General features: G+C 39.6%; 15 protein-coding genes. 10 read left to right on the top strand and 5 right to left on the bottom strand.

The window, feature by feature from the left end; translation table 11 throughout:
- Window positions 1-20: 20 nt before the first annotated feature.
- The 3 genes from GD631_RS00140 to hemW all read right to left on the bottom strand — a co-directional run bounded on the left by GD631_RS00140 (window position 21) and on the right by hemW (window position 2,246).
- Window positions 21-455 (bottom strand): hypothetical protein, encoded by a 435-nt coding sequence (locus tag GD631_RS00140; RefSeq protein WP_143257748.1) that lies wholly within the window; start codon window positions 453-455, stop codon window positions 21-23.
- Window positions 456-545: 90 nt separating this feature from the next.
- A complete protein-coding gene (locus tag GD631_RS00135; protein WP_044918835.1) occupies window positions 546-1,100 on the bottom strand; it encodes an RNA polymerase sigma-70 factor in 555 nt (184 codons plus the stop codon).
- A 15-nt stretch (window positions 1,101-1,115) separates the two neighbouring features.
- Complete coding sequence (gene hemW, locus GD631_RS00130) at window positions 1,116-2,246, bottom strand: radical SAM family heme chaperone HemW (RefSeq protein WP_143257749.1); 1,131 nt, start codon at window positions 2,244-2,246, stop codon at window positions 1,116-1,118.
- A 550-nt stretch (window positions 2,247-2,796) separates the two neighbouring features.
- Here hemW and GD631_RS00125 point away from each other — a divergent pair.
- From GD631_RS00125 to rprY, 3 genes are all read left to right on the top strand, one after another.
- Entirely contained in the window at window positions 2,797-4,953 is a 2,157-nt protein-coding gene (locus GD631_RS00125; RefSeq protein WP_143257750.1) for an elongation factor G2, read from the top strand.
- A gap of 345 nt (window positions 4,954-5,298) precedes the next feature.
- Window positions 5,299-6,855 carry a sensor histidine kinase gene (locus tag GD631_RS00120; RefSeq protein WP_143257751.1) on the top strand — a complete coding sequence of 519 codons (1,557 nt, stop codon included), beginning with the start codon at window positions 5,299-5,301 and terminating at the stop codon, window positions 6,853-6,855.
- Between the two features lies 1 nt (window position 6,856).
- Window positions 6,857-7,558 (top strand): response regulator transcription factor RprY, encoded by a 702-nt coding sequence (rprY, locus tag GD631_RS00115; RefSeq protein ID WP_004299326.1) that lies wholly within the window; start codon window positions 6,857-6,859, stop codon window positions 7,556-7,558.
- A 77-nt stretch (window positions 7,559-7,635) separates the two neighbouring features.
- Here rprY and GD631_RS00110 read toward each other — a convergent pair whose 3' ends face one another.
- Both GD631_RS00110 and GD631_RS00105 read right to left on the bottom strand, forming a co-directional pair.
- Complete coding sequence (locus tag GD631_RS00110; RefSeq protein ID WP_004299327.1) at window positions 7,636-7,812, bottom strand: hypothetical protein; 177 nt, start codon at window positions 7,810-7,812, stop codon at window positions 7,636-7,638.
- 140 nt (window positions 7,813-7,952) lie between these two features.
- Window positions 7,953-8,399, bottom strand: coding sequence for a MarR family winged helix-turn-helix transcriptional regulator (locus GD631_RS00105; protein WP_004299328.1), 447 nt, complete (start codon window positions 8,397-8,399; stop codon window positions 7,953-7,955).
- Window positions 8,400-8,559: 160 nt separating this feature from the next.
- Here GD631_RS00105 and rpsF point away from each other — a divergent pair, with 160 nt between their 5' ends.
- The 7 genes from rpsF to GD631_RS00070 all read left to right on the top strand — a co-directional run bounded on the left by rpsF (window position 8,560) and on the right by GD631_RS00070 (window position 15,146).
- Window positions 8,560-8,904 carry a 30S ribosomal protein S6 gene (gene rpsF, locus GD631_RS00100; RefSeq protein ID WP_004299329.1) on the top strand — a complete coding sequence of 115 codons (345 nt, stop codon included), beginning with the start codon at window positions 8,560-8,562 and terminating at the stop codon, window positions 8,902-8,904.
- A gap of 2 nt (window positions 8,905-8,906) precedes the next feature.
- Complete coding sequence (gene rpsR, locus GD631_RS00095; protein ID WP_004307964.1) at window positions 8,907-9,179, top strand: 30S ribosomal protein S18; 273 nt, start codon at window positions 8,907-8,909, stop codon at window positions 9,177-9,179.
- 14 nt (window positions 9,180-9,193) lie between these two features.
- Complete coding sequence (gene rplI, locus GD631_RS00090) at window positions 9,194-9,637, top strand: 50S ribosomal protein L9 (RefSeq protein WP_004299330.1); 444 nt, start codon at window positions 9,194-9,196, stop codon at window positions 9,635-9,637.
- 81 nt (window positions 9,638-9,718) lie between these two features.
- The gene (locus tag GD631_RS00085; RefSeq protein ID WP_143257752.1) at window positions 9,719-11,383 is read left to right on the top strand and encodes a SusR family glycan utilization regulator; all 1,665 of its coding nucleotides are present in this window, start codon (window positions 9,719-9,721) and stop codon (window positions 11,381-11,383) included.
- A gap of 239 nt (window positions 11,384-11,622) precedes the next feature.
- The gene (locus tag GD631_RS00080) at window positions 11,623-12,735 is read left to right on the top strand and encodes a disaccharide 3-dehydrogenase (RefSeq protein WP_143257753.1); all 1,113 of its coding nucleotides are present in this window, start codon (window positions 11,623-11,625) and stop codon (window positions 12,733-12,735) included.
- A 12-nt stretch (window positions 12,736-12,747) separates the two neighbouring features.
- Window positions 12,748-14,235 carry a glycoside 3-dehydrogenase gene (locus GD631_RS00075; RefSeq protein ID WP_143257754.1) on the top strand — a complete coding sequence of 496 codons (1,488 nt, stop codon included), beginning with the start codon at window positions 12,748-12,750 and terminating at the stop codon, window positions 14,233-14,235.
- 44 nt (window positions 14,236-14,279) lie between these two features.
- Window positions 14,280-15,146, top strand: coding sequence for a 3-keto-disaccharide hydrolase (locus GD631_RS00070; protein ID WP_143257755.1), 867 nt, complete (start codon window positions 14,280-14,282; stop codon window positions 15,144-15,146).
- Window positions 15,147-15,292: the final 146 nt, after the last annotated feature.

The following is a 15,292-nucleotide window of genomic DNA, read 5'->3' as shown; positions in this document are numbered from 1 at the left end:
TCTGTATTGTTCTTGATCTGTTATTTTCGTTTCAACAGAATGGTCAACTTGCTGACTCCACCTTCTTTCCACTGGGGAGTACAGGATAAAGTGACATTCTGCTTCTTCAATATCATCTGTTTAGGATAGATTTTTATGACAGTTGTTGCTGACTTCTTACCCGCTTTGATGATTACTTTTTTTTCTGTCAGCTGTACGACTGCGGCTTGTCCTACTACCGGAGGAGGTGTGGCAAGTACTACCGTCCGGTCTTCTTTTGTTTTTTCTGTTGCAACAATTTTAATTTTCAACTCACATTCGGATTTGTTGCTTTCACATTCTACTGTTTCCTTCGAGTGTTCGAATCCTGCATAATCCTTCGGTAAATTGTCGTTGTCATTGTTGCATGAAAACAGGCACAGACAAACTGATAGAAGGACAAAGATTCTCATGTTTGCGTCATTTAGCTTTTTCATTTTCTGTCTTTTTTAGTGATTGATTGACTTATTTGTTGATAAAGACCGGAGGGTGACAGAAACTCCCTACGCTCTTTGTCTAAAAGAATGTTAATCTATTTCAGCCCGGCTAATCATCTCTTTTAAACGTGTGATTGCTTTTTGAAGTTGTGCGTCCACTGTATTCATGCTGATGCCTAATTCTTCTGCTACTTGTGCGTAACTCTGTTTTTCTTCACGGATGCGGATGAATACTTCCCTGCAACGTTCCGGAAGCCGGTCGAGTGCTTTTACGTAAAGAGCAAACAGCTCTTCACTGATGAGCGATTCTTCCGGCGAATAACTCTGTTCTTGAGGCTCCGGCAGAGAATCGGGATGAATGAGCGTATGTCTTGATTCTTTTTCCAGATAATTGAGCGAAGCATTTTTGACGAGAATAAAACAATAATCTTCAATGTTTCTCACATCAAGCAAATTGCTGCGTTGCTTCCATAGTTTCAGGAATACGTCGAGAACGATTTCCTGCGACCATTCTTCCTGTTTCACATAGTAATAGGCAATACGAAAGAGACGGTCGTAAGTCATGTTGTAAAAGTCTCGGAAAGCAGTTTGCGAATCCAGTTCTTTCATTTGCCGCAATAACTTTCTTACTTCTGATTCGGTCATCGGCTTTTTGTTTGGTTAGTCTACCCAAAGTAAATCACTCATTATACTGTCGGAAATGAAAATACCTTCACGCGTCAAGCGCAGAGCTCCGTTGTATTCCTCCAGTTTACCATTTTTCAGATAAGGTGCAGCCATTTGTTGACAATACTCCCACATTTCATTGCCGAACATCTGTTTCAGTTTCTCTATAGGTGCTCCCCATACTGTGCGTATGGTAGTGATAATAAATTCGTTGTAGCGGGTGGTTGGGTCCAGATGCTCTGTCTCGAAAGCACGGCAGCCTTCTTCTATACCTTTTATATAGGTGTCGATTGAAGACACATTCCATTCCCGTGTCGCTCCGTCAAAAGAATGTGCTGATGGCCCGCATCCCAGATAAGGTATTCCTTTCCAATAGGAAGTGTTGTGGCGGGAATATTTTCCGGGGCGGCAGAAATTGGAAATCTCATAGTGTTCAAATCCTGCTTTCTGCAAATGCTCTATCAGTAATGTGAAAAATTCTAAACTGGAGTCTTCATCTACCTCGGATATCTGATGTTGTTTTAACATATTATATATAGGTGTATCTTCCTCATAAATCAAGTGATAGGCGGAGATATGTTCTACATTTAGACTGATAGCCTGGCGGAGATCGTTTTCCCATCGTTCTTTTGTTTCTCCGGGCAATCCGTAAATTAGGTCGATACTGATGTTCTGGAAACCGGCTTTCCGGCATCTGTCAATTGCTTCGATGGCTGTACGGGCATTATGGCGTCGTCTCAATAGTTTGAGCGTAGCGTCATCAAAAGTCTGTATTCCCATGCTGAGACGGTTGAAAGGAAGTGAGGAAAGCATTTCCAGATATTCCTGCGATAAATCATCCGGATTAGCTTCCAGAGTGATTTCCTGGCAATGATTCAATCCGTAGTGCTCCCGGATAGTATCAAATATCAGTTCGAAATCTTCTTTTTCCAGTTGAGACGGGGTTCCGCCACCGAAATAAATAGTTGCTATATCTTCTCCTTTCAGGTATTCTTTACGCATCGCCAACTCCCGGCAGAGAGCCTGTACATAACGGGTTTTGAGTTCGCTGCGAGTGGTTGAGTAGAAGTCGCAGTAGATGCAGCGCGTTTTGCAAAAAGGAATGTGAAGATAGATACCTGCCATAGCTATGCTGTTTGGGTTTGTGGGTGTAAAAGTAAGACTATTATTAGATATATCAAAAAAAAGCTGTTGACGGAAATTATTTATAGTGGGGTAGGAATACGCTAAATAGATAATTCTCCCATCGATTAGTAGAAGATAATTTCCTGCAATGCTGAATTTAAGATCTTTTTTTTTATAAATAAGATTCGAACTTGTAGCCGGGTTTTCGTTTGACAGTTGTCAAGCGATAGAATGACAATTGTTGAACTATCGCTTGACAACTGTCAAACGAAAACTGATTAGGTAACGGGGGAACTATTGTATGAAAGGAAAACAACTAAAAATAACATCGTGCCGGATTACTTGTTGCAACTATGAAATTAGTTTATAGACATGCGAAAATAATTTTTAACCCGGTTCAAAAATGTTCATGTTAAAGATGTGTTACATAACATTGTTTAGTAACACTGCCATAAGTGTTGCTTTTCCCCCAATTAATCCCTAATTTGCGCATCACAAAATTAATGGTATGTGAGAAACATACTGAGTAATTACTAAAATCTTATATATTATGAAAGTATATCAGACTAATGAAATCAAGAACATTGCCTTGTTGGGAAGTTCTGGCTCTGGGAAAACCACTCTCGTGGAAGCGATGCTTTTCGAGAGTGGTGTTATAAAACGTCGCGGATCTGTTGCCGCAAAAAATACAGTTAGCGATTATTTTCCTGTTGAACAAGAGTATGGTTACTCCGTTTTCTCCACCGTTCTCCATGTAGAATGGAATAACAAAAAACTTAATATTATTGACTGTCCGGGATCGGACGACTTCGTAGGCAGCACAGTGACTGCACTAAATGTGACCGACACAGCAATCATCCTTCTCAATGGCCAATACGGCGTCGAAGTCGGTACACAAAATCACTTCCGTTATACAGAAAAGCTGAATAAACCTGTTATTTTTCTAGTCAACCAGCTTGATAATGAAAAATGCGATTATGATAATATCCTCGAACAGCTGAAAGAAGCATACGGTTCTAAGGTTGTTCCTATTCAATATCCGATAGCTACCGGTCCGGGCTTTAATGCACTGATTGACGTATTGTTGATGAAAAAATACTCGTGGAAACCTGAAGGAGGGGCTCCGACAATCGAAGATATTCCGGCAGAAGAAATGGATAAGGCCATGGAAATGCACAAAGCATTGGTAGAAGCTGCAGCCGAGAATGATGAAAATCTGATGGAGAAATTCTTCGAGCAAGATTCCCTGTCAGAAGACGAAATGCGTGAAGGTATCCGTAAGGGATTGATCGCCAGGGGTATGTTCCCTGTATTCTGCGTCTGCGGAGGGAAAGATATGGGCGTTCGCCGCTTGATGGAATTCTTGGGCAACGTTGTTCCTTTTGTATCTGAAATGCCGAAGGTACAAAATACGGGAGGTAAAGAAGTGGCTCCGGATGTCAATGGACCGGAATCTCTTTATTTCTTCAAGACAAGTGTGGAACCGCATATTGGTGAAGTTTCCTATTTTAAAGTAATGAGCGGTAAAGTTCATGAGGGAGACGATTTGCTGAATGCCGACCGTGGCTCGAAGGAACGTATCGCACAAATCTATGTGGTAGCCGGTGGTAACCGTGTCAAGGTGGAAGAACTGCAAGCTGGTGATATCGGTGCTGCCGTGAAACTGAAAGACGTGAAAACCGGTAATACACTGAACGGTAAGGATTGCGATTATAAATTTAACTTTATCAAATACCCGAACTCTAAATATACCCGTGCCATTAAGCCGGTCAATGAAGCGGATGTGGAAAAGATGATGAGTATCTTAAACCGTATGCGCGAGGAAGATCCTACATGGGTGATTGAGCAATCAAAAGAACTGAAACAGACTTTGGTACACGGTCAGGGAGAATTCCATCTTCGTACATTGAAATGGCGTTTGGAAAACAACGAAAAACTTCAGGTGAAATATGAAGAGCCGAAGATTCCATATCGTGAAACGATTACCAAAGCTGCCCGTGCTGACTACCGGCATAAGAAACAGTCCGGTGGTGCCGGTCAGTTTGGTGAAGTTCACCTGATTGTAGAACCTTATAAAGAAGGTATGCCTATACCTGAAACTTATAAGTTCAACGGACAGGAGTTTAAGATTACCGTGAGAGGCACGGAAGAGATACCATTGGAATGGGGCGGTAAACTGGTGTTTGTCAACAGTATCGTCGGTGGTTCTATCGATGCCCGTTTCCTGCCTGCTATTATGAAGGGGATTATGTCTCGTATGGAGCAAGGACCGTTGACGGGTTCGTATGCTCGTGACGTGCGTGTCATTGTTTACGATGGTAAGATGCACCCGGTAGATTCGAATGAAATCTCCTTTATGCTTGCCGGACGTAATGCCTTTAGTGAAGCCTTCAAGAATGCCGGTCCGAAGATTCTGGAACCGATTTATGATGTAGAAGTGTTCGTTCCGTCTGATAGGATGGGTGATGTGATGGGAGATCTTCAGGGACGTCGCGCCATGATTATGGGTATGAGTAGTGAAAAAGGTTTTGAGAAACTGGTTGCTAAAGTACCTTTGAAAGAAATGTCATCTTATTCTACGGCACTTAGCTCTCTCACGGGCGGACGTGCTTCGTTCATTATGAAATTCTCTAGTTATGAGCTTGTTCCGACAGACGTTCAGGATAAGTTAATGAAGGATTTTGAAGCTAAACAAACCGAAGAATAAGTATAAATGATAGTTGATAAATAGTATGTGATAGTTGATTGAAAATTCACTATAATATTCGGTATTTATCATCTATTAGACATAAAGAATCAACTAAAACGTTAAAACCGCCACCTTTTTTAAGTAAAAGGGGGCGGTTTTTGTTTAACTATGATTAATAAAGATAGAAAAACACAAGGAAAAGATTTAATTTTTTATTAAATTTGCAAACCAAAGGAGAGGTTTTGTTGTTGTAGTAATCAGAATACAACCTAAATAACTCTTTACGGTTAATTTCCGGGAAGTTCCGGTTAAATCAAGTTAATGCATTAGGAGTGTTAATTAGGGAGTGTTAATTTTGTTGCTATGAAGAAGTCAACAATTTGGATATTAGGTATTGTAATGGGGCTTTCCTTCCTTAGTCTGCTGTACTTGCAGGTAAGTTATATAGAGGAAATGATGAAAACCCGTAAGGAACAGTTTGATTCGGCTGTACGCAATAGCCTGGATCAGGTTTCCAAGGATGTGGAATATGCAGAGACCAGACGTTGGTTGATCGAGGATATTTCAGAAGCAGAGAGAAAAGCACTAATTGCGAATAATGCTTCCATGCAACAAGACAACTTGATTCAGCAAACGCAACGGTTTACGGTGAAGTCAAAGGATGGAAAGGTATATTCGGATTTCGAGTTGAAAGTGATGACCACTAAGCCCTCCGAGCTTCCGAAGGCTATGATTTCTCCTTATAGGGGGACAAAGACTATTCCGGAAACTTCGCGTTCATTGGTGGAAGCCATCAAGAATCGGTATATGTATCAACGGGCATTACTCGATGAAGTGGCCTGGCAGATGATTTATCGGGGAAGTGACAAGTCGATTGGAGACAGAGTACGGTTCAAAGAACTGGATGACTATCTGAAATCGAGCTTATATAATAATAGTATAGATTTGCCTTATCACTTTACGGTGATTGACAAAGACGGCAGGGAAGTCTACCGTTGTGCGGATTATGAGGCAAAGGGAAGTGAAGACGCTTATCAACAGGCATTGTTCAAAAATGACCCGCCTGCAAAAATGAGTATATTGAAAGTACACTTTCCGGGGAAGAAAGATTATATCTTTGACTCCATCAGTTTCATGATTCCGTCGCTGATATTTACACTGGTATTGTTAGTGACATTCATCTTTACGATTTATATCGTATTCCGGCAAAAGAAACTGACGGAGATGAAGAATGACTTTATCAATAATATGACGCACGAATTTAAAACACCGATATCTACCATTTCATTAGCAGCCCAGATGTTGAAAGATCCGGCGGTGGGAAAATCTCCGCAGATGTTCCAGCATATATCGGGAGTGATTAATGATGAAACCAAGCGCTTGCGCTTCCAGGTGGAAAAGGTACTCCAGATGTCGATGTTTGAGCGTCAGAAGGCTACTTTGAAGATGAAGGAGATTGATGCGAATGAATTAATAGCAGGAGTTGTCAATACCTTTGCGCTGAAAGTGGAACGGTATAATGGTAAGATAACATCGAACCTTGAGGCCACCGATCCTGTTATATTTGCAGATGAGATGCATATCACGAATGTAATCTTTAATCTGATGGATAACGCGGTGAAATATAAGAAACCGGAAGAGGATCTGGAACTGAAAGTGAGAACGTGGAATGAGTCGGGTAAACTGATGATTTCGATACAGGATAATGGTATCGGTATCAAAAAAGAGAACCTGAAAAAGATATTTGAAAAGTTCTATCGTGTACATACGGGTAATCTGCACGATGTGAAGGGCTTTGGACTTGGATTGGCTTATGTGAGAAAAATAATATTGGATCATAAGGGAACCATCCGGGCGGAAAGCGACCTGAACGTGGGAACTAAATTTATTATTGCATTACCTTTATTAAAAAATAATTGATATGGACGAGAAACTGCGTATTTTATTGTGCGAGGATGACGAAAATCTTGGCATGCTTTTAAGAGAATATCTACAGGCAAAAGGTTATTCTGCTGAGTTATATCCTGATGGAGAAGCCGGTTATAAGGCTTTCTTGAAGAATAAATATGACTTGTGCGTGTTTGACGTGATGATGCCTAAAAAAGACGGCTTCACACTGGCACAGGATGTCCGTGCAGCAAATGCTGAAATTCCTATTATCTTCCTGACGGCTAAAACGCTGAAAGAAGATATCCTGGAAGGCTTTAAAATCGGTGCGGATGATTATATCACCAAACCGTTTAGTATGGAAGAATTGACATTCAGAATTGAAGCAATCTTGAGACGTGTTCGTGGAAAGAAGAACAAAGAAAGCAATATCTATAAGATTGGTAAGTTTACTTTCGACACGCAGAAGCAAATTCTGTCGTCAGAAGGCAAACAGACTAAACTGACTACTAAAGAATCTGAACTACTCGGATTGCTTTGTGCACATGCCAATGAGATTTTGCAACGTGACTTCGCTCTGAAAACAATCTGGATTGACGATAACTATTTCAATGCCCGTAGTATGGACGTGTATATCACGAAATTGCGTAAGCACCTGAAAGAAGACGACTCAATCGAAATTATCAATATTCACGGAAAAGGCTATAAACTGATTACTCCGGAAGTTGAATCTTAATGATTGTGTTTGAGATAACTCCAAATAAAAAATCCCGGGAACATTCGTCTCCGGGATTTTTTATTGATTTTGTGAAATTAATCAGCGATCTTCTTATTAATAACAATATAAGAAATGAGTCCCAGTACTACAAGTACTACTGAAGTACCCAGGATGGCGTTGTTGTTTACATTTCCTGTAAAGGAACAAGCCAGCAGGATGACTACTCCGACCAAGATTAATATCAATCCTAAGTTCTTTAATAAGCCTTTCATGTGTGTGTATTTTAATAGATTATAATATTCCAGTCACAAATTAAAGCATAATTCTTTAACGAGCGAAATTATTTGGATAAAAATTCCATTATAAATGCACGATTTAGTGGATTTTATGATTTAAAGAGAGGTTCTTCTACCTAATCTTTCGTATTGTAGAATACCTTTTTCAGCACCTCTTGCCCAATGCTCAATTCGTCGAGAGTGATACCGTGTAGAGCCTCTTTTAGAGTCTGTCCGGCAATGACACGCGCTTTTTCTTCCAATTCTTTCCCGTCTTTGGTCAGATGGATCAGGTTGGTGCGGCGGTCTTTTTTGTCGGAAATGCGCACAACAAGATGTTGCCGTTCCATATTATCTATCAATCGGGTCATGCTGGGCTTGTCTTTAAAAGTTGCATTACACAACTCTTGTTGCGTCACCCCGTCTTTTTCCCACAGAAAAATGAGTACCGTCCATTGTTCTGGGCTGATTTCCAATCCGTTCTGACGGAAGTTTCGGTACAATTTCCTGTTGATTGCCGCAGAAACTTTGCCATTTAATATGGCGAATATAAGCCGAATGTCGAAATTAAATTGCTCTATCATGAAATTATTGTTTAAACAACTTTGCAAAGGTAAGTCTCTTCCCGGATAAATCCTATCTTCGGATACAAAAAAAGATTAAATATTTGTAGTTCAAAATAAAATGTCTAACTTTGCACCCGCATTTAAAATCAAATAATTTATTTATTTAATTAAACGAAGTATGAATCAATACGAAACCGTTTTCATTTTAACTCCCGTTTTATCTGATGTTCAGATGAAGGAAGCGGTAGAAAAATTCAAAGGCGTTCTTCAAGCTGAAGGTGCTGAGATTATTAATGAAGAAAACTGGGGACTGAAGAAATTGGCTTACCCAATTCAGAAAAAGTCTACAGGTTTTTATCAACTGATTGAGTTCAATGCAGATCCTACTGTTATTGACAAGCTGGAAATTAATTTCCGTCGTGATGAACGCGTAATCCGTTTCTTGACTTTCAAGATGGATAAGTATGCTGCTGAATACGCTGCAAAAAGAAGAAGTGTTAAATCAAACAAAAAGGAGGATTAATCATGGCACAACAAGTTCAATCAGAAATTAGATATTTAACTCCGCCGTCAGTAGACGTTAAGAAGAAAAAATACTGCCGTTTCAAAAAGAGTGGTATTAAGTATATCGACTACAAAGATCCTGAATTCTTGAAAAAATTCTTGAATGAACAAGGAAAGATCCTTCCGCGTCGTATTACAGGTACTTCTTTGAAGTTCCAACGTCGTATCGCGCAGGCTGTGAAGAGAGCTCGTCACTTGGCATTGCTGCCTTATGTAACTGACATGATGAAATAAGAAGGAGGAAAAGTATGGAAATTATATTGAAAGAAGACGTAGTAAACTTGGGTTATAAGAACGATATCGTAAACGTGAAATCCGGATACGGTCGTAATTATCTGATCCCGACTGGAAAAGCTGTCATCGCTTCTCCTTCTGCAAAGAAAATGTTGGCTGAAGAACTGAAACAGCGCGCTCACAAACTTGAGAAAATCAAGAAAGACGCTGAAGCTATGGCTGCTAAGTTGGAAGGCGTTTCTTTGACTATCGCAACTAAAGTTAGCTCAACCGGTACTATCTTCGGTTCTGTCGGTAACATCCAGATTGCTGAAGCATTGTCTAAACTGGGTCATGAAGTTGACAGAAAGATCATCGTTGTAAAAGACGCTGTGAAAGAAGTTGGTAGCTACAAGGCTATCGTTAAGCTTCACAAGGAAGTTTCGGTAGAAATTCCTTTCGAGGTAGTTGCTGAATAAGAGCAAATTTACTTCATATATGAAAAGCGATTTGTTCTGAATGAATAAATCGCTTTTTTTGTTATCTTTGCTATTACTATTATGAAATTCAACTGTTGTTTTCTGAAGAAGAGGTTTTTGCTTCTGCTGATTGCTTTGGGAATTGGCAGTGTTCTTTATGCAAATAATGAGTTGAAGCTATTGACTGATTCTTTGCGTAGAGTGATAGATGAAAAACACGTCTTTGTTAAAGAGAAAGAGGATCGGATAAACCGGATAAAATGTATGTTGAAAAGTCCCGGTTTGACTCTTGAAGGAGAATATAGAATCAATCTACGGTTATATAACGAATATAAAAAGTTTCATATTGATTCAGCCATCCATTATGTTGATCGCAATATTGAGATTTCCCGCCAGTTGAATAGACCTTATTTCACCAATCAGTCGTTTTTAAATCTCGGTCTTTTATATTCGATGTGTGGCAGGTTCCGCGAAGCGGAGATTATTTTGAAAAGTATAAAGACTTCAGAACTTCCCAGAGATTTATTAATAAACTATTATCAAACTTATTCCAGCTTTTGGGGACACTATTCGATTTCTGTCGCCAACAACCTGTATGGCAAGCAGCAGGCTGCTTATCAGGATTCGCTATTTGCCCTCATTGACCACACTTCTTGGGATTATCGAATGTCCCAGGCTTCTTATTATATTTGGCGTGATACACTGAAATCGAAAGAGATTTTTAAAGAACTGCTGGAGATTGAAGAGGTGGGGACGCCTAATTATGCCATGATAACTCATTCGTATTCTAGGTTATGTCACCATCAGAAAAAGTATGATGAGGAAAAAAAATACCTGATGTTGTCAGCAATAGCCGATACCCGGAATGCTACGCGGGAAAATGCATCCCTGCAATCTCTTGCATTGATAGCCTATGATGAACAGAATTTAGCTGATGCCTTTAAATTTACACAGTCCGCTATTGATGACGTTATTTCTTCCGGTATTCATTTCCGGGCCATCGAAATTTATAAATTCAATTCTATTATTAATACAGCTTATCAGGCGGAGCAGGCCAGATCACGGTCGCATCTGACTACTTTCCTTATTTCTACAAGTATTATCCTTTTTCTTTTAGTCCTGTTGGTGCTTTTCATCTATATTCAGATGAAAAAGATATTGAAAATAAAACAGGCATTGGCGCAGAGTAATGAGGAGCTTTTGCGATTGAACAATAAACTGAATAGCATGAACAGCCAGCTGAATGATACAAATAACCAGTTGTGCGAAATTAATAGTATAAAGGAGTATTATATAGCCGAATTTTTTGATGTATGCTTTAGTTATATCCATAAAATGGAGAAATATCAGAATATGCTGTATAAAATAGCTATTAATAAATACTATGATGAACTGATTAAGAAGCTAAAATCATCTGCGCTTATCGACGAGGAACTTAGCGCTTTATACACTCGTTTTGATAAGGTTTTCTTGGGTTTGTATCCCACTTTTGTTTCTGATTTTAACGCTCTGTTGAAAGATGAAGAGAAAATAATTTTAAAACCGGATGCTTTATTGAACAGAGAACTCCGTATTTATGCTTTATTACGTTTGGGTATTACGGATAGTGGAAAGATAGCGAACTTCCTCCGTTGTTCTACAAGTACGGTTTATAATTATCGCACGAAGATGAGAAATAAGGCAGCTGTCGACAGGGATGAATTTGAGAATGAAATTATGAAAATTAGTTCAACTCAAGATACATAATTATCATTTTAACATTATAATACTTTCCAAATCATCTACATTTTTTTGATATGGTAAACTATCTAAGTGCTTGATTAATAGTATAAAGTGCTGATTTTATATCTACATAAAGTAGTGTAAGTCAAATAAGCCGTTATTTATTTGGCTAGATTTGCAATATCAGTTTTTAGCTCATCAGTTTGATAGTTAGGAGTTGATGTTTTATCTATTATTTGTACTTAAATTCACTATGTTTAATTATGAACACGCAATCTTCAGTAGACACGAGAATTAAAGTTGGCATTATCGGTTTTGGTAGGATGGGAAGATTCTACTGGGAAGCGATGACTAAAAGTGATCGGTGGAATATTGCTTATATTTGTGATACCAATCCGGCATCACGTCAGTTAGCCAAGAAGCTTTCTCCTAACTCTATTATATTAGAAGATAATCAAAAGATTTTTGAGGACGAAAGTGTGCAGGTAGTCGGACTTTTCACTTTGGCTGACTCGCGGATGGAACAAATAGAAAAAGCTATTCGTTACGGCAAACACATTATTTCAGAAAAACCTGTTGCAGATACAATGGAAAATGAGTGGAAAGTCGTAGAAATGACAGAAAACACAAACCTCATTTCTACGGTAAACTTGTATCTGCGAAATTCCTGGTATCATAATTTAATGAAGGAATATATCCAGCAAGGGGAGATTGGAGAGCTGGCTATTATCCGTATTTGTCATATGACTCCCGGCTTGGCACCGGGTGAAGGTCATGAGTATGAGGGACCTGCTTTCCATGATTGTGGAATGCACTATGTAGATATTACCCGTTGGTATGCAGGATGTGATTATAGAACGTGGAATGCCCAGGGAGTGAATATGTGGAACTACAAAGATCCTTGGTGGGTGCAATGTCACGGAACTTTTCAAAATGGGGTCGTTTTTGATATTACCCAGGGATTTGTTTATGGGCAATTATCTAAAGACCAGACACATAATTCGTATGTAGATATTATAGGGACAAAAGGGGTTGTGCGTATGACGCATGACTTCAATACTGCTGTTGTCGACCTGCACGGTGTCAATCAGACCATTCGTGTAGAGAAACCTTTCGGCGGCAAGAATATAGACGTGTTGTGTGACCTGTTTGCTGATTCGGTAGAAACCGGAAAACGCAGTTCACGCTTACCATTAATGCGTGATTCGGCTATTGCATCCGAATATGCGTGGACATTCTTGAAAGATACCCGCAAACACGATTTGCCTGCTATTGGTAATTTAAGCACTTTGGAGCAAATACGCGAGCGAAGAAAAAACATGAAAAATGGATATGGATTGTTGCACGGCAACCTTCCAAAGATTATTAACCCTTAAACAAATAAAATCATGTCAAACATTTCGAGGAGAAAATTTCTCAAAACGGGAGCCGCTGCTTTAGCAGGTATAACCATTGCTCCCAGTACAATTTTAGGTATGAGTCACGGGCATATTTCGCCTACTGACAAATTAAATCTTGCAGCTGTGGGTATTGGTGGCATGGGACATGCCAACATTAATCACGTAAAGGGCACTGAAAATATTGTGGCTCTTTGTGATGTGGACTGGAAGTACGCAAAAGGCGTGTTCGACGAATTCCCCAAGGCTAAAAAGTACTGGGACTATCGTAAGATGTATGATGAAATGGGTAAATCTATCGATGGTGTGATTATCGCAACTGCCGACCATACTCATGCTATTATCACTGCTGACGCAATGACAATGGGAAAACACGTATATTGTCAGAAACCATTGACACATTCTGTTTATGAATCTCGTTTGTTGACAAAACTGGCTGCATCAACGGGCGTGGTTACCCAAATGGGTAATCAAGGTTCTTCTGATGAAGGTACAGATTTAGTATGTGAATGGATTTGGAATGGTGAAATCGGTGACGTAACGAAAGTTGAATGTGCAACAGACCGTCCTATTTGGCCTCAAGGATTAAACGTTCCTGAAAAGGTTGATAAAATTCCTAGCACATTGAATTGGGATTTGTTTACAGGTCCTGCTAAAATGAATCCTTACAATGCTATTTATCATCCTTGGAACTGGCGTGGATGGTGGGATTACGGAACAGGTGCATTAGGTGATATGGCTTGTCATATTTTGCATCAGCCGTTTAGAGCATTGAATTTGCAATATCCTATTAAAGTGGAAGGATCGTCAACTTTATTGTTGAACGCTTGTGCACCACAGGCACAGCATGTGAAGATGATTTTCCCGGCTCGTAATAATATGCCTAAAGTGGCGATGCCTGAAGTGGAAGTACATTGGTACGATGGCGGTATGATGCCCGAACGTCCGAAAGGATTCCCAGAAGGAAAACAACTGATGCAGAGTGGTGGTGGTTTGACTATTTTCCACGGAACGAAAGATACATTGATTTGCGGATGTTATGGACAGAATCCTTGGTTGCTTTCTGGTCGTAAGCCAAATGCGCCGAAGGTTTGTCGTCGTGTTCCTAATGCAATGAATGGTGGTCACGAGATGGATTGGGTACGTGCATGTAAAGAAGATAAATCCAATCGTATCATGACTAAATCTGATTTTTCAGAAGCCGGACCAATGAATGAAATGGTGGCAATGGGTGTATTGGCTATTCGTTTGCAAGCACTGAATAAAACTCTTGAATGGGATGGAGCTAACATGTGCTTTACAAATATCGGTGACAACGAAACCATCCGTACCGTTATCAAAGACGGATTCAAGATTCATGACGGTCATCCTACATTTGATAAGACATGGACTGATCCGATCAATGCAAAACAGTTTGCAGCTGAATTGGTGAAACATACTTATCGTGAAGGCTGGAGACTGCCTGATATGCCAAGATAAAAGTAAATTAAAAATTAAAGATTAAAAATTAAATAGTTGATATCATGAAAAAAGTATTTTATCCATTAGCTTGTTGTTGTCTTGCTGCAGGCGTTTTCGCTTCTTGCGGTGGTCAGAAGAAGGCAAATGCTCCGGAAGAGCAAAATAAAGTAGCGCTGTCTTACTCTAAATCATTGAAAGCTCCAGAAACAGATAGCTTGAATCTGACAGTTGATAAAGATGGTTATATCACTATCTTTGATGGCGAAACATTTAACGGATGGCGTGGTTATGGAAAAGACCGTATTCCTTCTAAATGGACAATTGAAGACGGCTGCATCAAATTCAACGGTTCTGGTGGCGGTGAAGCTCAAGACGGTGATGGTGGTGATTTGATTTTTGCCCACAAGTTTAAAAACTTCGAACTGGAAATGGAGTGGAAGGTTTCTAAAGGTGGTAACTCCGGTATCTTCTATTTAGCTCAGGAAGTTACATCGAAAGATAAAGACGGTAATGATGTGCTTGAGCCTATTTATATTTCTGCGCCCGAATATCAGGTGTTGGACAATGCCAATCATCCGGATGCTAAATTGGGTAAGGACAACAATCGTCAGTCAGCTTCTTTGTATGATATGATTCCTGCAGTTCCTCAAAACTCTAAACCGTTTGGCGAATGGAACAAGGCTAAGATTATGGTTTATAAAGGTACAGTTGTTCACGGACAAAACGATGAAAACGTACTTGAATATCATTTGTGGACAAAACAATGGACTGATATGTTGCAAGCAAGTAAGTTCAGCGAAGAAAAATGGCCTTTGGCATTTGAATTGCTGAATAACTGCGGTGGCGAAAATCACGAAGGTTTCATTGGTTTGCAAGATCACGGTGATGATGTTTGGTTCCGCAACATTCGCGTGAAGGTTTTGGACTAATCGAATAGCAATAAAAAGGCACGGGTTACGCATATTTCACGTTTTTTTGAATGGCGATTGCCATGGAGCAACCGTGAAGTCTGTGTAATCCGTGCCTATTTTTTTTCTATATAAACCTGAATAATTGTAACCCACTAATATCTATT

It is taken from the genome of Bacteroides luhongzhouii (genome assembly GCF_009193295.2).
In the GTDB taxonomy this organism is placed as follows: domain Bacteria; phylum Bacteroidota; class Bacteroidia; order Bacteroidales; family Bacteroidaceae; genus Bacteroides; species Bacteroides luhongzhouii.
Note: the sequence above shows the minus strand (reverse complement) of the source record. Positions and strands in the feature narration are given on the sequence as shown.